22 protein-coding genes are annotated in these 22,752 nt (G+C 32.7%); 17 read left to right on the top strand and 5 right to left on the bottom strand.

Going from position 1 to position 22,752, the window contains the following annotated elements; all coding sequences use genetic code 11:
• Positions 1 to 156: 156 nt before the first annotated feature.
• From lpdA to AC2D8K_RS01065, 9 genes are all read left to right on the top strand, one after another.
• On the top strand, positions 157 to 1,584 hold the full coding sequence (gene lpdA / locus AC2D8K_RS01105; RefSeq protein WP_002451917.1) for a dihydrolipoyl dehydrogenase: 1,428 nt from the start codon (positions 157 to 159) through the stop codon (positions 1,582 to 1,584).
• Between the two features lie 15 nt (positions 1,585 to 1,599).
• Positions 1,600 to 2,601, top strand: coding sequence for a thiamine pyrophosphate-dependent dehydrogenase E1 component subunit alpha (locus AC2D8K_RS01100; protein WP_002451918.1), 1,002 nt, complete (start codon positions 1,600 to 1,602; stop codon positions 2,599 to 2,601).
• The gene (locus AC2D8K_RS01095) at positions 2,594 to 3,577 is read left to right on the top strand and encodes an alpha-ketoacid dehydrogenase subunit beta (RefSeq protein ID WP_002451919.1); all 984 of its coding nucleotides are present in this window, start codon (positions 2,594 to 2,596) and stop codon (positions 3,575 to 3,577) included. Before AC2D8K_RS01100 ends, AC2D8K_RS01095 begins: the two co-directional genes overlap by 8 nt.
• Before the next feature lie 12 nt (positions 3,578 to 3,589).
• The gene (locus AC2D8K_RS01090) at positions 3,590 to 4,885 is read left to right on the top strand and encodes a dihydrolipoamide acetyltransferase family protein (RefSeq protein ID WP_002451920.1); all 1,296 of its coding nucleotides are present in this window, start codon (positions 3,590 to 3,592) and stop codon (positions 4,883 to 4,885) included.
• Between the two features lie 150 nt (positions 4,886 to 5,035).
• On the top strand, positions 5,036 to 5,473 hold the full coding sequence (gene brxB / locus AC2D8K_RS01085) for a bacilliredoxin BrxB (RefSeq protein WP_002451921.1): 438 nt from the start codon (positions 5,036 to 5,038) through the stop codon (positions 5,471 to 5,473).
• A gap of 14 nt (positions 5,474 to 5,487) precedes the next feature.
• Complete coding sequence (locus tag AC2D8K_RS01080) at positions 5,488 to 6,477, top strand: aromatic acid exporter family protein (RefSeq protein WP_002451922.1); 990 nt, start codon at positions 5,488 to 5,490, stop codon at positions 6,475 to 6,477.
• A gap of 333 nt (positions 6,478 to 6,810) precedes the next feature.
• A complete protein-coding gene (locus AC2D8K_RS01075; protein ID WP_002451923.1) occupies positions 6,811 to 7,932 on the top strand; it encodes a M20/M25/M40 family metallo-hydrolase in 1,122 nt (373 codons plus the stop codon).
• Between the two features lie 78 nt (positions 7,933 to 8,010).
• Positions 8,011 to 9,417: an NADP-dependent phosphogluconate dehydrogenase gene (gndA, locus tag AC2D8K_RS01070; RefSeq protein WP_484697840.1), complete on the top strand. Its 1,407-nt coding sequence runs from the start codon at positions 8,011 to 8,013 to the stop codon at positions 9,415 to 9,417.
• 170 nt (positions 9,418 to 9,587) lie between these two features.
• Complete coding sequence (locus AC2D8K_RS01065; RefSeq protein ID WP_002451925.1) at positions 9,588 to 11,234, top strand: glycoside hydrolase family 13 protein; 1,647 nt, start codon at positions 9,588 to 9,590, stop codon at positions 11,232 to 11,234.
• Between the two features lie 65 nt (positions 11,235 to 11,299).
• On the opposite strand, the gene AC2D8K_RS01060 is transcribed toward AC2D8K_RS01065, so the two are convergent.
• Positions 11,300 to 12,169, bottom strand: a complete 870-nt coding sequence (locus AC2D8K_RS01060; protein ID WP_002451107.1) for an AraC family transcriptional regulator — start codon at positions 12,167 to 12,169, stop codon at positions 11,300 to 11,302.
• 230 nt (positions 12,170 to 12,399) lie between these two features.
• On the bottom strand, positions 12,400 to 13,884 hold the full coding sequence (gene zwf, locus AC2D8K_RS01055; protein ID WP_002451109.1) for a glucose-6-phosphate dehydrogenase: 1,485 nt from the start codon (positions 13,882 to 13,884) through the stop codon (positions 12,400 to 12,402).
• Positions 13,885 to 14,200: 316 nt separating this feature from the next.
• On the opposite strand from zwf, the gene rnz reads away from it, so the two are divergent.
• Positions 14,201 to 15,121, top strand: a complete 921-nt coding sequence (gene rnz, locus AC2D8K_RS01050; RefSeq protein ID WP_002451110.1) for a ribonuclease Z — start codon at positions 14,201 to 14,203, stop codon at positions 15,119 to 15,121.
• A 40-nt stretch (positions 15,122 to 15,161) separates the two neighbouring features.
• Here the strand turns inward: rnz and proC are convergent, their stop codons facing one another.
• Complete coding sequence (proC, locus tag AC2D8K_RS01045) at positions 15,162 to 15,974, bottom strand: pyrroline-5-carboxylate reductase (RefSeq protein ID WP_002451111.1); 813 nt, start codon at positions 15,972 to 15,974, stop codon at positions 15,162 to 15,164.
• Positions 15,975 to 16,133: 159 nt separating this feature from the next.
• Here proC and AC2D8K_RS01040 point away from each other — a divergent pair, with 159 nt between their 5' ends.
• On the top strand, positions 16,134 to 16,895 hold the full coding sequence (locus tag AC2D8K_RS01040) for an SDR family NAD(P)-dependent oxidoreductase (RefSeq protein WP_002451112.1): 762 nt from the start codon (positions 16,134 to 16,136) through the stop codon (positions 16,893 to 16,895).
• Between the two features lie 93 nt (positions 16,896 to 16,988).
• On the opposite strand, the gene AC2D8K_RS01035 is transcribed toward AC2D8K_RS01040, so the two are convergent.
• Entirely contained in the window at positions 16,989 to 17,897 is a 909-nt protein-coding gene (locus AC2D8K_RS01035; RefSeq protein WP_002451113.1) for an aldo/keto reductase, read from the bottom strand.
• An 82-nt stretch (positions 17,898 to 17,979) separates the two neighbouring features.
• On the opposite strand from AC2D8K_RS01035, the gene AC2D8K_RS01030 reads away from it, so the two are divergent.
• The 3 genes from AC2D8K_RS01030 (at position 17,980) to xerD (ending at position 20,073) form a co-directional block, all read left to right on the top strand.
• Positions 17,980 to 18,522: an NUDIX domain-containing protein gene (locus AC2D8K_RS01030; RefSeq protein ID WP_002451114.1), complete on the top strand. Its 543-nt coding sequence runs from the start codon at positions 17,980 to 17,982 to the stop codon at positions 18,520 to 18,522.
• A gap of 104 nt (positions 18,523 to 18,626) precedes the next feature.
• A complete protein-coding gene (gene fur, locus AC2D8K_RS01025; RefSeq protein ID WP_002451115.1) occupies positions 18,627 to 19,085 on the top strand; it encodes a ferric iron uptake transcriptional regulator in 459 nt (152 codons plus the stop codon).
• Between the two features lie 100 nt (positions 19,086 to 19,185).
• Complete coding sequence (xerD, locus tag AC2D8K_RS01020; protein ID WP_002451116.1) at positions 19,186 to 20,073, top strand: site-specific tyrosine recombinase XerD; 888 nt, start codon at positions 19,186 to 19,188, stop codon at positions 20,071 to 20,073.
• Positions 20,074 to 20,114: 41 nt separating this feature from the next.
• Here the strand turns inward: xerD and AC2D8K_RS01015 are convergent, their stop codons facing one another.
• A complete protein-coding gene (locus AC2D8K_RS01015; RefSeq protein ID WP_002451117.1) occupies positions 20,115 to 20,651 on the bottom strand; it encodes a DUF309 domain-containing protein in 537 nt (178 codons plus the stop codon).
• A 92-nt stretch (positions 20,652 to 20,743) separates the two neighbouring features.
• On the opposite strand from AC2D8K_RS01015, the gene AC2D8K_RS01010 reads away from it, so the two are divergent.
• From AC2D8K_RS01010 to AC2D8K_RS01000, 3 genes are read left to right on the top strand one after another with little or no spacing between them, the layout of a single operon-like run.
• Positions 20,744 to 21,475, top strand: coding sequence for a segregation and condensation protein A (locus AC2D8K_RS01010; protein ID WP_002451118.1), 732 nt, complete (start codon positions 20,744 to 20,746; stop codon positions 21,473 to 21,475).
• Positions 21,468 to 22,010: an SMC-Scp complex subunit ScpB gene (gene scpB / locus AC2D8K_RS01005; protein WP_002451119.1), complete on the top strand. Its 543-nt coding sequence runs from the start codon at positions 21,468 to 21,470 to the stop codon at positions 22,008 to 22,010. Before AC2D8K_RS01010 ends, scpB begins: the two co-directional genes overlap by 8 nt.
• Positions 22,003 to 22,743, top strand: coding sequence for a pseudouridine synthase (locus tag AC2D8K_RS01000; protein WP_002451120.1), 741 nt, complete (start codon positions 22,003 to 22,005; stop codon positions 22,741 to 22,743). The genes scpB and AC2D8K_RS01000 overlap by 8 nt, the downstream gene beginning before the upstream one ends.
• Positions 22,744 to 22,752 lie beyond the last annotated feature (9 nt).

Here is a 22,752-nt window from a genome sequence, read left to right as displayed (position 1 = left end):
AGTATTTAGAATTTCGAAAATGTTTTAACTGATGTAAAATATTATAGTATTGATTAATTTTGAAGATGAAAAGAAAGATAACCTTTAATTATCAGAGAATTTTTAATAAACATAGTTTTATTAATGTTCTCTATACATATAGTTAGGAGTAAGCATATGTCTGAAAAGCAATATGATTTAGTTGTATTAGGTGGAGGTACTGCAGGATATGTAGCGGCAATACGTGCTTCACAATTAGGCAAAACAGTTGCTATTGTCGAAAGATCGCTATTAGGAGGTACGTGTTTACATAAAGGATGTATTCCTACCAAATCATTATTAAAATCTGCAAAAGTAGTCCATACTATAAAGAATGCGAAACAATTTGGTATTGATGTTCCAGAGTATAATTTGAATTATGAGCGCATTTTAGAAAGAAAAGATGAAATCGTTAATCAAATGTATCAAGGTGTTCAGCATTTAATGAAACAGAATCACATTGATGTATTTAACGGTACTGGGCGCATACTAGGAGAATCTATATTTTCTCCACAAAGTGGTACGATATCGGTAGAATTTGAAGATGGAGAAAACGAAATGATTCCAAATCAATTCGTACTTATTGCTACTGGTTCTGTGCCACAATCTTTACCATTCTTAAAATTTGATCATAACGTCATTTTATCTAGTGATGATATTTTAAATATGGATATATTGCCAGATAGTATCGCAATTATTGGCGGTGGTGTCATTGGTTTAGAATTCGCTTCATATTTAACGGATTTAGGTGTTGCTGTGACTGTTATTGAAGCTAATGAACGCATTCTACCAAATGAAAGTACTCAAATTGCCAAAACAATTAAACGAGAATTAGAAAATCGCGGAACAAAATTCTTCGAAAATGTTGTCTTAGATGATCAAAGTGTAAAGGTTAACAAAGATAATAATGGTGCAACGCTTCATATCAATGATCAACAAATCGTTGTAGATAAAATTTTGTTATCAGTCGGCCGTAAACCAAATACGTCTGATATAGGATTACAAAATACAAAAGTGAAAACGACTCAATCAGGTCATATTATCACTAATCAATACCAACAAACAGAAGATAAGCATATATATGCCGCAGGTGATTGTATTGGTAAATTGCAGTTAGCACATGTAGGTTCAAAAGAAGGTATCACAGCAGTTGAACATATGTTTGACGAATCACCAATACCTATCAATTATAATTTAATGCCCAAATGTATTTATACTTATCCAGAAATAGCTTCAATAGGTAAAAACTTAGAACAAGCTAAGCAGGACAATATCAATGCTAAAAATTATAAAGTTTCATTTAAAGCAATTGGTAAAGCAATGATAGAATCTACTGGCCCTCAAAATGGCTTTTGTGAAGTGATTGTTGATCAAGATCAAGATGAAATCATTGGAATCAATATGATTGGCCCACACGTAACTGAATTAATCAATGAAGTATCATTATTACAATTTATGAATGGCTCATCATTAGAATTAGGTTTAACTACTCATGCTCATCCATCTCTTTCTGAAGTATTGATGGAACTTGGCCTAAAAATTGAAAATCGAGCAATTCACGTTTAAATAGGAGGAAATAACATGATTGACTATAAGTCAGCAGGCCTTACAGAAGAAGACCTAAAAAATATGTATAAATGGATGGATCTTGGACGTAAATTAGACGAAAGACTTTGGTTGCTCAATAGAGCCGGTAAAATTCCTTTTGTTGTCAGTGGTCAAGGTCAAGAAGCAACTCAAATAGGTATGGCCTATGCTATGGAACAAGGTGATATTTCATCTCCATATTATAGAGATTTAGCTTTTGTAACATACATGGGTATGAAGCCTCTCGATACTATGTTAGCTTCTTTTGGTAAAAGGGACGATATTAACTCAGGTGGTAAACAAATGCCATCTCATTATAGTCATAGAAAAAAGGGTATTTTATCCCAAAGTTCTCCAGTAGCAACTCAAATTCCACATTCAGTTGGTGCAGCATTAGCATTAAAAATGGATAAAAAGCCCAATATCGCTACTGCAACAGTTGGTGAAGGTAGTTCTAACCAAGGAGACTTTCATGAAGGTTTGAACTTTGCTGGCGTACATCAATTACCTTTTGTGTGTGTCATTATTAATAATAAATATGCGATTTCAGTACCAGATTCATTACAATATGCAGCTAAAAATTTATCAGATCGTGCCATTGGTTATGGCATGGAAGGTGTACAAGTTGATGGTAATGATCCAATCGCAATGTATAAAGCTATGAAAGAATCAAGAAAGAGAGCACTTAATGGAGAAGGTGCTACGTTAATTGAAGCAATCACAACTCGTATGACAGCACATTCATCAGACGATGATGATAAATATAGAACGCAAGAAGAACGTGACGGCTTAAAAGAAGCTGATTGTAATATCCGCTTTAAAAATCATTTGTTGGATTTAGGTATCATTGACGATGCTTGGTTAACTGAAATAGAACAAGAACATAAAGATATCATTAATCATGCTACAAAAGCTGCAGAAGAAGCACCATATCCTTCAGTCGAAGAAGCTTATGCCTATGTTTATGAAGAAGAAGGGAGTATCAATCATGACTAAGCTATCTTACTTAGATGCCATTCGCCAAGCACAAGACTTAGCAATGGAAAAAGACCAAAATACTTTTATTCTTGGTGAAGACGTTGGTAAAAAAGGTGGCGTATTTGGTGCTACTTTAGGTTTACAAAGTAAATATGGTAAAGAACGCGTCATTGATACACCATTAGCTGAATCAAATATAGTCGGTACTGCAATAGGTGCAGCTATGTTAGGCAAACGTCCTATTGCCGAAATACAATTCGCAGATTTTATTTTACCAGCGACAAATCAGATTATTAGTGAAGCAGCCAAAATGCGTTATCGTTCTAATAACGATTGGCAATGTCCAATTACAATTAGAGCACCATTTGGTGGTGGCGTGCATGGTGGCTTATATCATTCACAAAGTATTGAAAGTATCTTTGCTTCAACACCGGGATTAACGATTGTTATTCCATCATCACCATATGACGCTAAAGGATTACTTTTATCTTCAATAGAATCTAACGATCCAGTGCTTTACTTTGAACATAAAAAAGCATATCGCTTCTTAAAAGAAGAAGTACCAGAAGATTACTACACAGTTCCATTAGGTAAAGCTGATGTGAAACGTCAAGGCGATGACATAACAGTATTTTGTTATGGATTGATGGTTAATTATTGTCTACAAGTTGCTGATATTCTTGCAGAAGATGGTATCAACGTTGAAGTAGTTGACTTAAGAACTGTTTATCCGTTAGATAAAGATACTATTATCGAACGTGCTAAAAAGACAGGAAAAGTATTATTAGTTACTGAAGATAATTTAGAAGGTAGCATTATGTCAGAAGTATCCGCTATTATCGCTGAAAACTGCTTATTCGAATTAGATGCACCGATTATGCGCTTAGCTGGTGCTGATGTTCCTTCAATGCCATTCTCACCAGTTTTAGAAAATGAATTAATGATGAACCCTGAGAAAATACAGGCAAAAATGCGTGAACTCGCAGAATTTTAAGGAGGCTTTACATTGGATATTAAAATGCCAAAATTAGGCGAGAGTGTTCATGAAGGTACAATTGAGCAATGGCTAGTATCTGTAGGTGACCATGTCGATGAATATGATCCACTATGTGAAGTAATTACAGATAAAGTAACGGCTGAAGTACCATCTACCGTTTCAGGTACGATTACAGAATTAACTGTAAGTGAAGGCGAAACTGTAGAAATCGATACAGTTATTTGTAAAATTGATTCACCTGAAGAAAACTCTTCAGAAATAAATTCAAATGACGATAAACAAAATGCGTCAAACGCTCAAAAGCAGAATGTAAAAGAAGAGACATCCAAAAAAGATCAACATACTACTCAACTTCAAAATGAGACTCAGCCTAAAAATAATGGTCGTTTTTCACCTGTAGTATTTAAATTAGCTTCTGAAAATCAAATTGATTTATCACAAGTTCCCGGAACTGGATTCGAAGGCAGGGTAACTAAAAAAGATATCTTAGCATTTATCAATGCAGCAGATTCACATCCAACACAGACTAACACTTCACAATCATCTGCTAATGCTCAACCACAAGTAACAACTGAGTCAAACGATGCACAACATCAATGGACCGGTGACCAAAGTACGATACCTGTTAATGGTGTGCGAAAAGCGATTGCCAATAACATGGTAACAAGCGCTACTGAAATACCACACGGTTGGATGATGATTGAAGCTGACGCTACTAATTTAGTTAAAACTAGAAACTATCATAAAAATAGCTTTAAAAATAATGAAGGCTATAACCTTACATTCTTTGCTTTCTTTGTTAAAGCAGTCGCAAAAGCTTTAAAAGCTTACCCAATGTTAAATAGTAGTTGGAATGGCAGTGAAATTATCATTCATAAAGATATCAATATTTCCATTGCAGTTGCACATGAAAATAAATTGTATGTGCCAGTCATTAAGCATGCTGATGAAAAATCAATTAAAGGTATCGCTCGTGAGATTAATGAACTTGCTCAAAAAGCAAGAAACAATCAATTAACTCAAGAGGATATGCAAGGTGGCACATTTACTGTAAATAATACAGGTTCATTTGGTTCTGTATCTTCAATGGGTATCATTAACCATCCACAAGCAGCTATTTTACAAGTTGAATCAGTTGTTAAAAAACCTGTAGTTATCGATGATATGATAGCGATACGAAGTATGGTTAATCTCTGTATATCCATCGACCACCGTATCTTAGATGGGTTACAAACTGGCCAATTCATGAATCATATAAAACAACGCGTAGAACAATACACAGTAGAGAACACTAGTATATATTAATTACACTTTTTATTCATAGACATAAATACTTTTATATTGATGAAAGTATTTATGTCTATTTTATTTTCAATAATCATTCATGTTGAAGTATCAACGTTTAATTAGTAAAATAAAGACAGTTAAATTAATAACGAAAGGTGATTCTAACTTATGGATTTAAACTTTGATTTATATATGAACGGTGTCGTAGACCAAGCAAGAAACGAAATTGAAGATGCTGGTTATGAACAACTAACGTCAGCTGAAGACGTTGATAAAGTATTAAAACAAGATGGTACAACACTTGTTATGGTTAACTCTGTTTGTGGTTGTGCAGGTGGCATTGCACGTCCAGCAGCTGCACATGCTCTACATTATGATAAATTACCAGATCGATTAGTAACTGTATTTGCAGGACAAGACAAAGAAGCAACGCAACAAGCTAGAGATTATTTTGAAGGTTATGCACCATCAAGTCCTTCATTCGCACTGATTAAAGATGGTAAGATTACTGAGATGATTGAACGTCATCAAATTGAAGGTCATGATGTAATGAATGTGATTAATCAATTACAAAACCTATTCGATCAATATTGTGAAGAAAGATAAGAGGTCATAGTCAGATGCTCAAGTTAAATCCTTATAAGATTGGATTTAGAACACTCAAGACAGCAGTAGGAATGACATTAGGTGTTATAATTTGTAAGCTTTTGGGCCTCGATAACTATGCTTCAAGTGCAATACTTGTTGTACTTTGTATCAAACATACTAAAATGCATTCACTAACGGCGATTGTCTCTCGCTTAGTATCATGTTTGTTAATCCTATTTTTAGGATCAGCAATATTTTCAATACTAGGACAACATGCCGTCGTGCTAGGATTAATTGTATTATTATTTATTCCATTAACAGTTGTATTAAATGCTCAAGAAGGTGTAATTACAAGTTGTGTAATATTACTCCACGTTTTTAATGCTAAAGCAATCAATGGACATCTGATTCTTAATGAAATGATGTTGTTAATTGTTGGACTCGGCATTGCCTTTATAATGAATTTGATTATGCCAAGTTTAGACAAAACTTTAAAACACTTTAAAAATGATATAGAACATCAAATTACTGACGTTTTTATAGCTTTTGAAAATGCATGTAAACAGGATAACCATAAACTCAATATCACTTTTGAGCCTCTTGCATTAAACCTTAGAAAAGCTAAATCACTAGCATTTAGAGATGTTAAGAATCACTTTGTAAGAAATGAAAATTCATATTATCATTATTTTGATATGCGCGAAGAGCAAGTAGATTTATTAAAAAGAATGAAATTTTTAATAGAAAATATACAAACTAAAGATCCAATATTAGATCGTATTTCACAATTACTTTCTGAAATAGGTAGTAATGTTAATAGTAATGATTATACTGCTTTACGATTACATTCACTGTATGAAATAAGATTATCTTTAGATGAATTACCGTTGCCTACTTCACACCAAGCTTTAAATTCGCGCGCAAATATTATTCAATTATTAAATGAATTAGAAGAGTATTTAAATATTAAATCTCAATTTGGATCATTAAAATTGCATAGTGAAATTAAAAATTATGCTTAAAAAATTTAAGTAAAAAAAGCCAGAGACATCGATTAGAGATGCCTCTGGCTTTTTAAGTATATCAAAGATTAGTTCAACATTGGGACTAAACTTGTAAGTAGTAGGGCTAATACTACCGCTACTAACATCACTACTATAATTACACGTAATACTTTATTCGTCATATGATGTTCCTCCAATTACATAAAAACGTATTTAAGACGTCATTCATAATACAAAATCTAGGTATAGATTAACATTATATGATTTAATTCCGAATTGCAATCAATTTATTTTTGATATATTCAGAATTCAGTTAAACTGGAGTTATATGAATAAGGGGGAATGACGACGATGAATAAAGAACGTCTCTTAAATACATTTTTAGATTTAGTAAAAATAAATTCAGAAACAGGTAATGAAGAGAAAATTCAACCAATTTTAAAAGAAAAATTTGAATCACTGGGTTTAAAAGTTGAAGAAGACCAAGCAAGTCAAACAGATGGTCTGGGGGCAAACAATCTCATTTGTACGATGCCAAGTAATATTTCAAATAAAGATGTACCTAAATTATATTTTACAAGTCATATGGATACTGTAGTTCCAGGCCTTGATATCAAACCTCATGTGGCAGAAGATGGTTACATATATTCAGATGGTTCGACCATTTTGGGTTCTGATGATAAAGCAGGTCTAGCAGCTATTATTGAAGCAATTACTACTATTAATGAACAACACTTAACTCATGGACAAATTCAATTTGTGATTACTGTAGGGGAGGAATCAGGTCTATTAGGCGCTCAAGTTCTGGATACCTCTTTATTAGATGCTGACTTTGGATATGCTATTGATGCAAGTGTTGAGGTTGGTACGACTGTTGTCGGAGCACCAACTCAGATGAAGATTAATACTACAATTAATGGGAAAACTGCACATGCTAGTACACCAAATGAAGGTATTAGTGCAATCAATATAGCTGCTAAAGCAATTAGCAAAATGCATCTAGGTCAAATTGATGAATTAACTACTGCGAATATAGGGAAATTTCATGGTGGCTCAGCAACAAACATTGTAGCTGACGAAGTAGTTATTGAAGCAGAGGCACGCTCACATAATGATCAAAGTATTGAAAAACAAGTTCAACACATGAAAGAAACCTTTGAACAAACCGCTAAAGATTTAGGTGGTCAAGCGCGTGTAGATATAGAAAAAAGCTATCCTGGATTTAAGATTGAGGACGATGCATTAGTGACTAAAATAGCTAAAGAAAGTGCAGTTGCTCTAGGTCTTAAAGGAGATACAGTAATCTCTGGTGGTGGTTCAGATGGTAGTATCATTAATACGTATGGCATTCCTTCTGTTATTTTAGGCGTTGGTTATGAAAATATCCATACAACAAGTGAAAGAATTGCCGTCAAAGATCTTAATATGTTAACTAGTCAAGTCTTAAAAATTATTGAGCTCGTTGCAGAATAGCGTGGCCAATTTAGTGAAGTACGTACACATTTTGTGATACAATATGAATGAAATATTCGAATAAGAGAGGTAAGTAATATGACACAACAAATAGGTGTAGTAGGTTTAGCCGTAATGGGTAAAAACCTTGCATGGAATATTGAATCACGTGGTTATAGTGTATCTGTTTATAATCGTTCTAGACAAAAAACGGATGAAATGGTGGAAGAATCAAAAGGTAAAAGTATCCACCCAACATATTCTTTAGAAGAATTTGTTAATTCATTAGAAAAACCCCGTAAAATTTTATTAATGGTTAAAGCTGGTCCTGCTACTGATGCAACAATAGATGGTTTATTACCTTTATTAGATGATGATGATATTTTAATTGATGGTGGTAATACAAACTATCAAGATACAATTCGTCGAAATAAAGCATTAGCTGAAAGTGGCGTTAATTTCATCGGTATGGGCGTTTCAGGTGGTGAAGTAGGTGCTTTAACTGGTCCTTCTTTAATGCCTGGTGGTCAAGAAGCTGCTTATAATAAAGTCAGTGATATCTTAGATGCCATTGCAGCAAAAGCTCAAGATGGTGCATCTTGCGTAACTTACATTGGACCAAATGGTGCAGGCCATTATGTAAAAATGGTTCATAACGGTATTGAATACGCAGATATGCAATTAATTGCAGAAAGTTATGCAATGATGAAAGACTTATTAAGTATGAGTCATACTGAAATTTCTCAAACTTTCAAAGACTGGAATGCTGGAGAACTTGAAAGTTACTTAATAGAAATTACTGGCGATATTTTCACTAAACTAGATGAAAACAACGAACCATTAGTAGAAAAAATATTAGATACTGCTGGTCAAAAAGGTACAGGTAAATGGATTTCTATTAATGCTTTAGAATTAGGAATTCCATTAACAATTATCACTGAATCAGTATTTGCACGTTTCATTTCATCAATTAAAGCAGAACGTGTTAATGCCTCTAAATCATTAAATGGACCGCAAGCATCATTTGATGGTAATAAAGAAGAATTCTTAGAAAAAATCAGAAAAGCATTATATATGAGTAAGATTTGTTCATACGCTCAAGGCTTTGCTCAAATGAGAAAAGCAAGCGAAGACCACGAATGGAACTTAAAATTAGGTGAGCTTGCAATGATATGGCGTGAAGGTTGTATCATTCGTGCACAATTCTTACAAAAAATTAAAGATGCTTATGATAATAATCCTGAACTTGAAAACTTATTATTAGATCCATATTTCAAAAATATTGTTACAGATTACCAAGATGCGTTAAGAGATGTTGTAGCAACAGGCGTTAAAAACGGTGTACCAACACCAGGATTCTCTGCCAGTGTGAACTATTATGATAGTTATCGTTCTGAAGATTTACCAGCAAATCTTATTCAAGCTCAACGTGACTATTTCGGCGCACATACTTATGAACGTAAAGACCGTGAAGGTGTGTTCCATACACAATGGGTTGAAGAGTAATACTCATATTTGATTTAAAACGTCTTACACGAAAGTGTAAGGCGTTTTTTTAAGTTATTTTATTTTATTTTCACATCAAAAATTTTGACCCTCGCTCATTTTATCGATAAAATAATTGATAAAGAAACCGGTTTCATTAATTAACAATATATATTAGAGGTGTACTTAAGATGACTAAAAATTGGTGGAAAGAAGCCGTTGCATATCAAGTTTATCCGAGAAGTTTTAATGATAGTAACAACGATGGTATAGGGGATTTACCCGGTGTGATTGAAAAATTAGATTACTTAAAAGATTTAGGTATAGATGTAATTTGGTTGAGTCCAATGTACAAATCTCCAAATGATGACAATGGCTATGATATAAGTGACTATCAAGCGATTATGGCCGAATTTGGTACAATGAATGACTTTGATCAATTGTTAGAAGGTGTTCATCAACGTGGAATGAAATTAATACTAGATTTAGTTGTAAATCATACTTCTGATGAACATCCATGGTTTATCGAATCAAGATCAAGTAAAGATAATCCTAAACGTGACTGGTATATTTGGGAAGATCCAAAACCTGATGGCTCGGAACCTAATAACTGGGAAAGTATTTTTAATGGTTCAACATGGGAATATGATGCCAAAACAGGTCAATATTATTTCCATTTGTTTAGTAAAAAACAACCAGATTTAAATTGGAATAATAAAGACGTTAGAAAAGCTGTATTCGATATGATGAATTGGTGGTTTGATAAGGGTATTGATGGGTTCAGAGTGGATGCAATTACACATATTAAGAAAACGTTTGAAGCAGGTGATTTACCTGTACCAAATGGTAAAACATACGCACCTGCATTTGACGTCGATATGAATCAACCCGGTATCCAAGATTGGTTACAAGAAATGAAAGATCAATCATTGTCTAACTATGATATTATGACTGTTGGTGAAGCTAATGGTGTGACACCTGACGATGCTGATGAATGGGTCGGAGAAAAAAATGGTAAATTTAATATGATTTTCCAATTTGAACATTTAGGACTTTGGAGTACTGGAGATTCTCAATTTGATGTCAGCGCATATAAAAATGTACTAAATCGATGGCAAAAACGCCTAGAAGGCGTAGGCTGGAACGCACTATTTATTGAAAATCATGACCAACCAAGACGTGTGTCAACATGGGGGAATGACACAGATTATTGGTATGAATCAGCTACAAGTCACGCAGTCGTGTATTTTTTACAACAAGGTACACCATTTATATATCAAGGACAAGAAATTGGTATGACAAATTATCCATTTGATAGTATTGAAACATTTAACGATGTGGCAGTTAAAAATGAATATCAAATCTTTAAAGAACAAGGTGGTGACGTCAATCAATTATTGGATAAATATAAAATGGAAAACAGAGACAATGCTCGTACGCCTATGCAATGGAATAACGAAAAAAACGCAGGCTTTACAGATGGTCAACCATGGTTCCCAGTAAATCCTAACTATAAAGAGATTAACGTGGCTGACCAACAAGAGGATGCGAATTCTGTACTAAATTTTTACAAATCTCTAATTCAATTAAAAAAATCTGCTGATATTTATACTTATGGTCAATTTGATTTAGTGGATGCTGATAACCCTAATATCTTTGCTTATTCAAGAACGCTTAACAATGAGAAGGTATTAATCGTGGGTAATTTAACTGATAAAGTGAGCCAATTAAATATAGATCTTGATGTAGATCGTTTAGAAACATTACTTCACAACTATAAGAAAGAAATTAATATAAAACAAATCGACCCTTATGAAGCTTTTGTACTAAAGTTATAATTCAAAAAAAATCATGCCTACAAATATGACTAAATGTCATTTTTGTAGGCATGATTTTTTTATGTCTAATTTTCATTATTATAATGCTCTTGCTCAACAGGTAACCATAATTGAATTTTTGTAAAAGGATCATCAAATGAAATTTCTAAAGGATATACTTCTACATATAAACTATTTCTTTCATAAGGTAACGTCAACTGTAAACTTGTTTCGATATAATACCAAGCCTCATTTACCCTATAATCAATTTCCCCTTGTAAATTAAACTTAGCATAGTGTCTGCCAGGTAGAAATCTACTTTCTAAATGAGCTGGATAACGCTCACTCGGTACACCTACGAAAATTTCTAACCCAGAATCTAAAGGACAACTTATAACAAATAATTCAAATGGACTTATATCATTATAACGTCGTAACTCTTTTAAATGACCATCTAATAGCAAATCTTCTAAAAAGTCAGGCACATTAAAAGGGTTTGACAAATCCTTTGCATCGATATATCTTGCATAACCAACTAAAGAGATGTCATCCGTTTCTTCTAGTCGATAGGGATAAGGCGCTCTCTCTGTTGTTGTCAATTTTATATAAATGCGTTCTTGCATTTTAAGTTCATCTTTTTTAGTTGATGCTTGTATTGGTGAAACGCCATGAAAGTCACTAAAATCATTTGCAAAATCATTCGAATTTGCATATCTATACTTCTTAGCAACGTCTACCAAACGACTCGCACTATGTTTGACGTCTATAGCAGCTAGTGTCAGCTTTCTAGCTCTTGCATACGCCTCTGGTGAAAGACCTACAATCATTTTAAATGATTGTTCAAGGTGAAAGGGAGAGAGACCAACGTAATCACTTAATTCTTGCAAATTAAACGGCTCAAGTAGACGGTCTTCGATATAAACAATTGCCTGTTGTATTTGCTTGATAACGTCCAAAATATTCACTCCAATTATTTTCAATCATTAACTTTTATTCTACATTATTTTGTCTAAATATACACCTGAAAGCATAGCAATAAATGAATTAATTAAAAAAAGTGAACGACTACAGGTACTAAATGTAATGATATTGAACACACCTATGCGTTTCAATATCATTATCATTTCAAATACCATATAATCATTCACTATTTGATTTATTTAATCATCCATTGAGTTACAACATATTATTGAATATCGTCCCACCAGTGATTACCATCTCTACTTAATAACAAGTCGCTTTCTAACGGACCGTTTGTGCCAGATGTATAGTTAGGGAAGTCTGGTTCTACCATATTCCATTGTTCTTGAATCGCATCAACAAATTTCCAAGTTGATTTTAATTCTTCCCAATGTGTAAAGTTAGTAGCATCACCTTTAAGACAATCAAATAATAGATTTTCATATGCGTCGACAGTATTCATTTTATCTTGTGCTCCCATTGCATATGATAATTGTACTGGTTCAGTATCAATACCTTGAATATTTTTCTTAGCATTTAAGTGAAGTGATACACCTTCATTTGGTTGAATATTAATGACTAATAAATTAGAATCTAGTAATTTATCTGTTTGATAATATAAGTTCATAGGTACTTCTTTAAATTCAACTACCACTTGAATCGTTTTAGACTTCATTCGTTTACCAGTTCGAATATAGAATGGTACACCTGCCCATCTAAAATTATCAATTGTTAATTTACCAGACACAAACGTAGGTGTTATTGAATCTTCAGCAACTCGATCTTCTTCACGGTATGATTTCACTTCTTGTCCTTCAATGACACCTCGATCATATTGTCCACGAACAAAGTTCTTTCTCACATCTTGCGGACGTAATTGACGTAAAGATTTTAATACTTTAACCTTTTCAGCTCTAATATCTTCACTATTTAAGCTAATAGGGGCTTCCATTGCTAATAAAGCAACCATTTGTAACATATGGTTTTGAACCATATCTTTTAATGCACCGCTAGATTCATAATAACCACCACGATCTTCCACACCTAAAACTTCAGAGGATGTAACTTGGATATTAGAAATGTATTTATTATTCCATAGCGGTTCGAACATGGCATTAGCAAAACGTAGCACTTCAATATTTTGAACCATATCTTTTCCTAAATAATGATCGATACGATAAATTTCTTCTTCTTTAAATGAACGTCTTATTTGATTATTTAATGATTCAGCTGATTTCAAGTCACTGCCAAATGGTTTTTCTATAACTAGGCGTTTAAAGCCTGAGGTATTAGTTAAGCCAGAAGATTTTAAATAATCTGAGATAACACCAAAGAATTGTGGTGCCATAGCAAGATAGAACAGACGATTACCTTTTAAACCGAATTGAGTATCTAACTGATTACTAAACTCTAATAATGATTGATAACTTTCTTCGTCACTTACATCATGCTTGTGATAAAACACATGTTCCATGAATTCATCAATTTTATGTGTTTCATTAACATGTGATTGGATTGACGCTTTAACTTGCTCACGGAACATATCGTTACTAATATCACGGCGACCAATTCCAATAATAGCAATATGTTCATCTAAGTTATCTTGTTGAAAAAGGTGGAAAATGGACGGGAACAATTTTCGATGACTTAAATCACCAGTTGCTCCGAAAATTGTAATTAAACAAGGTATATGTTTTTGTTTTGTACTCAAGATTAAAACCTCAATTCTATAAAAAGATATATGATTGTTATATTATATGATAAAGAAAACTTATGGTCATATAATATGCTTTGTAAAAAGTCATAACGTATCTATGATTTATTTAAATGATAATCGATAATGACTATAATTACCAAATTATTCGACTTACGTATAGTAATACTAAACATTGTATTTACATCAAGAATGACTCATATGCGTTTTTATTCTTTCTCATAATCATTCATGTTATATATACATTTTATTTCTTATTATAAAAATTGTCATTATATATGATAAAATAAATCGAAGAGAAGGAGGTGTGAGCATGGAAGTCACATTTTTCGGTACTAGCGCTGGACTACCAACTAAAGAGAGAAACACACAAGCAATTGCATTAAATCTTGAACCTTATTCTAATTCAATATGGCTTTTTGATGTAGGTGAAGGAACACAACATCAAATTCTTCATCATTCGATTAAATTAGGTAAAGTCGATCATATATTTATTACACATATGCATGGTGATCATATTTTTGGACTTCCAGGATTACTAACTAGCAGATCCTTTCAAGGTGGAGAAAACAAACCTCTCACACTCATCGGACCTAAGGGTATTCAAAAATATATTGAAACCACATTAACTTTATCAGAATCACATCTCAATTATCCAATTACATACATAGAGATAGACGAATCCTTAAATTATCATCATGATGGCTTTACAGTACAAGCTGAAATGTTAAATCATGGTATTATATCTTATGGTTATCGTATAGAGACACCAACAACACCAGGTACTATTGATGTAGATGCACTAAAAGCAATTGGACTTGAACCTGGACCTAAATATCAGGAAGTAAAAACAAATGATACCTTTGAATTTAATGGGAAAATTTATCAGTCTGATGAATTCAAAGGAGAAGCGAAGTCCGGCCCAGTTGTTGCTATATTTGGTGACACAAAGCCATGTCCTAATGAACATATTATAGCAAATGATGCCGATATTATGGTTCATGAAGCCACTTATATAGAAGGTGAAAAAACGCTAGCCAATAGTTATCATCATAGTCATATCGATGATGTGTTCGATTTAATTCGTCAATCAAATGTCAAACATAGCTTAATCACGCATATGAGTAATCGGTATACTAAAGAAGAAATCGAAAATATATATCAAGAACTTAAAGCATTACCAGATACACCAGATTTTACTTTCGTTAATGACTTTGATTCTTTTAAAATTTAAAAAACGCCACTGACCAAAATCAGTGGCGTTTTTTAACTATTTAATCATCTGTATTGGATAATTCAACACTACGGTTAACTGCAGCACTTAAACAATCTTCAAATACAGCAACTAAATCATATTGAGATAGGGCATCTAAACCAGCTTGTGTTGTACCGCCTTTAGATGTAATATTTTTCCTTAATTGTTCCATGCTTAAATCAGAGCGTTCAATCATTTTACTTGTACCAATAATTAAATTACGAATAGATTCTTCAACTTGATCTTTTTCTAGACCTAATTGTGTACCAGCTTTAACATATTGTTCAAATACATGATATAAAAATGCAGGTCCGCTTCCTGTTATCGCCGTTACTTGATGTAAGTGATCTTCTGAGACCTCTATAACTGAACCAAACGCATTAATCAATTCATTTACTTCATCTTTAGCTTTAGGACCAAAATTATTTGAAAAGCTAATGCCTGTTACAGAATGACCGACTTGCGCATTAGTATTAGGCATAATGCGAGCTAATGGATTATTGGTATTTAATTGCTCTCTTATATAATCAATGGATAAACCAGCCATAATTGAAATGAAACGATTACTATCAGTGATTGAATCTTTAATTCTATCAGCTAATGCTTCGAAATCATGTGGTTTCGTACCTAAGAATACGTAGTCAGCATCCTTAAGTAATGCTTCATCATCATAGCTATAATTCACACCTAATTGTTCCGCAAAATCTTTGAGTGCCGCTTCATTCGATTTGTTTGTTAAATAAATATCATTAGGATCTAAATTATTAGAATTAATAATGCCTGTAAAGATTGCTTGTGCCATATTGCCTGCACCATAAAATACAAGTTTCATATACTTCACATCACCTTCATTTTAGTTATAAAATAATGATATCTTACGAATATAACTACATAGTAACATATATTAGTTATATTCAATATTAAGTATACAATTTATCTTCATTTTTATATTAAAATAAGATATCTCTATATAAGAAAGAGAGTGAATACCATGATAGGGCAACACTATATTATTACAGGTGGTACAAGTGGCTTAGGATTAGATATTGTACATGAACTGATTAAAAGAGGGACTCATGTAACCATACTTGCACGTGACATGCAGAAATTTCGACAAATTCATTTCGGTAACCAATCATCTTTAGTCGATGTCATAGAATGCGATTTGCAAAATAGACAAGACATAGTCAATATTTCATCTCAAATTAAAACACCGATACACGGATTGATATATAGTTCTGGATTAGGTTATTTTAAATCTATTGCATCGCATACAGCAGAACAAATGATCGAAACATACGATGTTAACTTAATTAGTTTCAATTTACTATACAATACGATAAAGCCATATTTAATAAAACATGCGCATATTGTGGGCATATCAAGTCAAGCTGCATTTGTAACACAGTCTCACGCTGCTCACTATGGTGCATCTAAAGCTGCTTTTAATCAAGTTCTCAACGCACTTCGATTAGAAGAACCCAATTTACACGTTATGTCAGTGAATACAGGCCCAATTGATACACCATTTCACCAGAAAGCAGATCCTTCCTTATCATATTTTAACCAGTATCGTTCGATAATGATTCAATCCAACCAACTCGCACAACGTATCGTAGAAGGTATTATTAAAGAAAAGCAAGAAATCAATGCCCCAACATGGATGCACCAATTGTTAAAGTTATATCAGTTAGCACCTAGATTTTTAGAAAAACACTTCTCTCATTTGTTTAATAATAAAAGTAATCATTAAACATTTTCTTATGTATATTTGAATAAGAAAATAAAATATTAAAAAAAGCCACTAAATGAATGATCAGTCATTTAATGGCTTTTACTATATCTATTATTTTAAATGTTGCGTATATTGTAAATCTTTAACGCGTTCTCTAGAGGCTTTAATTTGATCTAAGCTTACATCTTTATAATAATTTTTAACATTTTCTTCTAGTTGTTCTACGCTACTTGCACCTACGATGATAGAACCTAACGCGTCATGTGATTTGAGATAATTAAATGAAAGGGCAGTTAGATTACTTTCGATTTCTTTAACAGAAGCAATGGTTTCACCTAATTCATCTTGTGTATAGTCGAATATACCATCAGCGAACTTTTTATCTAATGCTTCGTTACTATTAGACGTTAATAAACCTTTAAATACTGGACCACGTGCTAATACTTTAATTTGTTTTTCATGAACGTCATCCAATAAGCTTTCAGGTCGATTATCAATTAAGTTAAATTGAGACATTAATGTTTCAATTTGACTATGTTTTAAATAATAATCAATCACGTTGGGACGAATAGATGAAATACCATATGCACGAATAAGTCCTTCTTGTTTTAATTCATCAAACGCACTAATTGTTTCATCTAAAGGATCATCAATTGTACCACCATGTAATTGATATAAATCAATATAATCTAACCCTAAACGTTGTAATGATCCTTTCACACCTTCTTTAATGTGTTTCTTTGAAGGGTCCCAAGTAATATTGCCATCTTCAGTCAAACGATTACCAACTTTAGTACCTATAACAATGTCATCACGATTTTGATATTGTTTTAATGCTTTACCAACGATTTCTTCATTAATACCTTGATCATACATATCAGCTGTATCAAAATAAGTAATACCATTTTCAATAGCACTTTCTATGATTGGTTGTGCAGTTTTATAATCAGTACCTAAACTCATACAACCTAAACCTAACTCAGAAATTTCTATACCACTTTTTAAGATGTTTTTTTGCATGTATTTTCTCCTTTCGATACACTTTAACTAACGCATTCAGTTTATCAATTTATTAAAACATTTAAAAGGAACGTGATTATAAATGGAATTTAACGAAAAAACGATAGATAGAACAGTAATTTATAATGGAAAAATAGTTGATTTAGAAATCCATGATGTAGAACTACCCGATGGACGCACATCTAAACGTGAACTTATATATCACAATGGCGCAGTGGCAGTATGTGCCGTAACACCTGAGAATGAAGTCCTTTTAGTTAAACAATTTAGAAAGCCCGTTGAAAAACCATTATTAGAAATTCCTGCTGGGAAATTAGAGAAAAATGAGGAACGAGAAGAAGCTGCTAAAAGAGAATTAGAAGAAGAAACTGGATATATTGCGAAAAACTTACAATTTGTGACACATATGTATGGTTCTCCAGGCTTTTCAAATGAGAAACTGACAATTTATTTTGCTGATCAATTAGAAATAGGGCAAATGAATCTTGATGACGATGAATTTGTAGAAGTCCATAAATTCTCAATTGAGGAAATCAAACAAGCACTTCAAAATGCAGAAATTGAAGACGCGAAGACAATTATTGCGCTTCAGCATCTATTATTAAATTATAATCATTCTAAATAATGAACGAATATCCTTGCGTTTCATTGAGAATACTGGTAATTTATATATTGAATCATACTTTAGATTAAAATGATTATAATTCTTAGTAGAGGAGTGAGGCTTCCGTGGAAGAACGATTAAATCGCGTGAAGCAACAATTACAACAGTCTTCATATAAATTAACTCCACAACGTGAGGCTACTGTAAGAGTTCTAATAGAAAACGAAAAAGACCATTTAAGTGCAGAGGATGTATATTTAAAAGTTAAAGACAAATCACCAGAGATCGGACTTGCTACCGTTTATCGTACCTTAGAATTATTAGCAGAATTAAAAGTATTAGATAAAATTAATTTTGGTGATGGTGTTGCCCGTTTCGATTTAAGAAAAGAAGGGGCTAAACATTTCCATCACCATTTAGTATGTATGGAATGCGGTAAAGTCGAAGAAATCGAAGAAGACTTATTACCAGAAGTAGAAAATCGAGTTGAAAAAGAATTTAACTTTAAAATTTTAGACCATCGATTAACGTTCCATGGTGTATGTTCAAATTGCCAAGCTAAAAAAAGTGAAGAGACAAAATAATTTTGCTTTATCTAATTAAATCTATAAAAATTTGGACATAGTAGGTACGCCACACACATATGATATTAAGAAACCACCGCTTCAAAAGAGGTGCTTTATAATGGAAACAATAATAGAAGAATATTTAAAATTCATTCAAATTGAGAAGGGTTTAAGTGTTAATACAATTGGTGCTTATCGTCGAGATTTGAATAAATATAAAGAATACTTAGATTTACAAAAGATTTCTAATATCGATTTTGTAGATCGTCAAACGATTCAAGAATGTTTAGGTTATTTAATCGATCAAGGTCAATCATCTAAATCTATCGCTAGATTTATTTCAACAATACGTAGTTTTCATCAATTTGCGTTACGTGAAAAATACGCTGCTAAAGATCCAACAGTATTGATAGAAACGCCAAAATATGAAAAGAAACTCCCAGATGTTTTAGAAGTCGACGAAGTCATTGACTTACTCAATGCACCGGATTTAAATAAAAACAACGGGTATCGAGATCGTACAATGCTTGAGTTATTATATGCTACAGGTATGCGTGTATCAGAAGTGATACAAATAGAAGTTGAAGACGTCAATTTAATGATGGGATTTGTTCGCGTATTTGGTAAAGGGGACAAAGAGCGCATTGTGCCATTAAGCGATACAGTGATAGATTATTTAACTACCTATATCGAAACCGTAAGACCACAATTGCTTAAGCAAACTGTGACCAATGTCTTATTCTTAAATATGCATGGCAAACCTTTATCTAGACAAGGTATATGGAAAATGATGAAACAAAATGGTCTAAAAGCTAATATTAATAAAACACTCACGCCACATACATTGAGACATTCATTTGCAACACATTTACTTGAAAATGGTGCCGATTTACGTGCCGTTCAAGAAATGCTAGGACATTCTGACATTTCAACAACACAATTATATACACATGTTTCAAAATCACAAATCAGAAAAATGTATAATCAATACCACCCTAGAGCTTAATAAACAGTTAAAAACCAATGATACCTTTAATGCATATCGTATCATTGGTTTTTATTATTATCTAATTGAATTCTTTGATACCGTTTATCCTTTAATGCCATTTGGCGTGCTAAAACAACATCACTTCGGTCTCTTAATAAATGGTGATGAACAATATCATCATTTAAAATAGGTGATGAAACAAAATGATAATCTGAATAATGACATTGAATTCGATTCAACATGTCAGCATTAATTGGCAATTGAATAGGTTCAAAGGGTTGTTGTTGTGCTACGCATGTCATTTGTTCGTCAAGTATCTCTAAATATCGTTGAATATTCAAATGTAATTGCGATTGATCTTGTTTATTAGCATTTTTAATCACTTGTTTTGCTTTGGAGAAAGATTTATAAGCTCCTTTAAAATTGCTACGACGAAAGTGATAGCAAGCTGTCGCACATAAAATCAAACTCACGATAGCATCTTGTTTACTAAAGTTCTCATTTTCCTTCCAAGCTTCTTCTAGTATGTCATGACATAAAAAATAGTGTTGCCTAGTATGAAAGTAGTAATAAAATTGAATTAATGCTTGTTCCATCTGAATTTCACCTTAATTTTAAAAGTTATATAAATTCATGCTATAATATTTTAGTGAAATATGCACATAAGTTGCAACATGAGGTAGATACTATGTATGAAGTAAAACTGGATGCATTTAACGGTCCACTCGATTTGTTATTACATTTAATTCAAAAATTTGAAATAGACATTTATGATATTCCTATGAAGTCATTAACAGAACAGTATATGCAATATGTTCACGCAATGAACCAATTAGAAATCAACGTAGCTAGTGAATACTTGGTTATGGCTTCAGAATTACTGATGATTAAAAGTAAATTATTGTTACCACAATCAGAGGAAGATGTCGATTTAGAAGAAGATCCACGTGAAGATTTAGTCGGTAGATTAATAGAATATCAAAACTACAAAGAGTACACTGAAATATTAAATGAAATGAAAGTAGAACGTGATCACTATTACACTAAACATCCAACTGATTTATCACATATGGAAACAGATGAATCGTGGGATCCATCGAACACGATCGATTTAACCGAATTAATAGTTGCTTATCAACGTGTTAAAAACCGAGTAGAAATCAATAAACCTCATTCCGTAGAAATTAAGAAAGAAATATTTACCATACAACAAGCTACGGCACAAGTTACGGACAGATTAAAAACAAAAGCATCCTTTAATTTCTTTAGTCTGTTTACATTTACAGAACCTATAGAACAAGTGGTGACACACTTTCTAGCTATTTTAGAAATGTCCAAATCAGGGATTATTAATATTGAACAACATCAAAACTTTGATGACATTAATATATTAAGAGGAGTGAACTACGGCGTTGAATAAACACGGCATATTAGAAGCATTGCTCTACACATCAGGAGACGAAGGTCTCGAAGTCAAACAATTAATCGAAATATTAGAAGTAAATGAAGATGAATTAGCAGAGTTAATTGACACTTATGAATCAAATGGTCTTATGATTCAACGATTCGGAACGACATGTGTTCTTACAACAAAAAAAGATGCCTCACAATACATCGAGGCATTAATCGAACAAAAATCTAAAATGAAATTATCACAGGCTGCAATGGAAACATTATCTATTATTGCGTATAATCAACCCTTAACTCGAAGTGATATCGAACTTATTAGAGGCATTAATTCTGATGGTGCAGTTAAAACCCTCATTGCAAGAGGCTTGGTAGAAGCTAAAGAAGTCCATCATTCACGTAGTCAACAATTAATCACGACAGACTTATTTTTAAATGTATTTGGTATAGAAAAATTAGAAGATTTACCAACCACTCAAGAAGATGAAGAAGAAATGGACGCATTCTTTAGTAACTTGGTAAATCAAAAGGGAGATACAAATGAGTAAAGAATTAGAAAGATTACAAAAAAGAATTGCAAGTAGTGGTTATACATCACGTCGTAAAGCAGAAACATTAATTACTGATGGCAAAGTAAAAGTTAACGGACATGTCGTCACTGAACTGGGTACAAAAGTTTCAAATTCAGATACTGTAGAAGTTGAAGGTATCAAATTAGAGCAAGAAGATAAAATTTATATTTTATTTAATAAACCTGCACAAGTAATTACAAGTGTATCAGATGATCGTGGCCGTAAAGTTGTGACTGATTACTTTAAAGATATCGAAACACGTATTTATCCTGTAGGTCGATTAGATTACGATACATCTGGATTATTATTATTAACGAATGATGGTGAATTCACTAATTTAATGACGCACCCTAGATACCATATTAAAAAGAAATATGTTGCTAAGCTTAAAGGATATTTAATGAGAGAAGAAGTTAAAGCTTTAGAAAAAGGAATCGAACTAGAAGATGGTTTCACGCAACCTGCTCAAGTAAAAGTGAAAAACCAAGACAAAGATAAAAATACGACGCTCGTTGAAATTACGATTAGTGAAGGTAGAAATAGACAAGTACGTCGTATGTTCGAACATTTTGGTCACCAAGTTAGTAAATTAACGCGTATCCAATTTGGTCCACTTGATTTAAAAGGCTTGAATGCAGGTGAAGGTCGTGTACTCACACCTCATGAAGTAAAAACGATTCGCCATTTAGCAGAAAATGGTAATGATTAAAATAAAACA

The sequence above is a fragment of the Staphylococcus sp. 510 genome (genome assembly GCF_057219715.1).
Note: the sequence above shows the minus strand (reverse complement) of the source record. Positions and strands in the feature narration are given on the sequence as shown.

Coding starts and splice junctions, on each gene's coding strand:
- AC2D8K_RS01000 (WP_002451120.1), top strand. CDS start 22,003: ATGAGTAAAGAATTAGAAAGATTACAAAAAAGAATTGCAAGTAGTGGT.
- lpdA (WP_002451917.1), top strand. CDS start 157: ATGTCTGAAAAGCAATATGATTTAGTTGTATTAGGTGGAGGTACTGCA.
- AC2D8K_RS01015 (WP_002451117.1), bottom strand. CDS start 20,651: ATGGAACAAGCATTAATTCAATTTTATTACTACTTTCATACTAGGCAA.
- proC (WP_002451111.1), bottom strand. CDS start 15,974: ATGAAACTTGTATTTTATGGTGCAGGCAATATGGCACAAGCAATCTTT.
- AC2D8K_RS01010 (WP_002451118.1), top strand. CDS start 20,744: ATGTATGAAGTAAAACTGGATGCATTTAACGGTCCACTCGATTTGTTA.
- AC2D8K_RS01040 (WP_002451112.1), top strand. CDS start 16,134: ATGATAGGGCAACACTATATTATTACAGGTGGTACAAGTGGCTTAGGA.
- xerD (WP_002451116.1), top strand. CDS start 19,186: ATGGAAACAATAATAGAAGAATATTTAAAATTCATTCAAATTGAGAAG.
- AC2D8K_RS01095 (WP_002451919.1), top strand. CDS start 2,594: ATGACTAAGCTATCTTACTTAGATGCCATTCGCCAAGCACAAGACTTA.
- AC2D8K_RS01080 (WP_002451922.1), top strand. CDS start 5,488: ATGCTCAAGTTAAATCCTTATAAGATTGGATTTAGAACACTCAAGACA.
- AC2D8K_RS01030 (WP_002451114.1), top strand. CDS start 17,980: ATGGAATTTAACGAAAAAACGATAGATAGAACAGTAATTTATAATGGA.
- AC2D8K_RS01100 (WP_002451918.1), top strand. CDS start 1,600: ATGATTGACTATAAGTCAGCAGGCCTTACAGAAGAAGACCTAAAAAAT.
- AC2D8K_RS01075 (WP_002451923.1), top strand. CDS start 6,811: ATGAATAAAGAACGTCTCTTAAATACATTTTTAGATTTAGTAAAAATA.
- AC2D8K_RS01035 (WP_002451113.1), bottom strand. CDS start 17,897: ATGCAAAAAAACATCTTAAAAAGTGGTATAGAAATTTCTGAGTTAGGT.
- rnz (WP_002451110.1), top strand. CDS start 14,201: ATGGAAGTCACATTTTTCGGTACTAGCGCTGGACTACCAACTAAAGAG.
- brxB (WP_002451921.1), top strand. CDS start 5,036: ATGGATTTAAACTTTGATTTATATATGAACGGTGTCGTAGACCAAGCA.
- AC2D8K_RS01065 (WP_002451925.1), top strand. CDS start 9,588: ATGACTAAAAATTGGTGGAAAGAAGCCGTTGCATATCAAGTTTATCCG.
- gndA (WP_484697840.1), top strand. CDS start 8,011: ATGACACAACAAATAGGTGTAGTAGGTTTAGCCGTAATGGGTAAAAAC.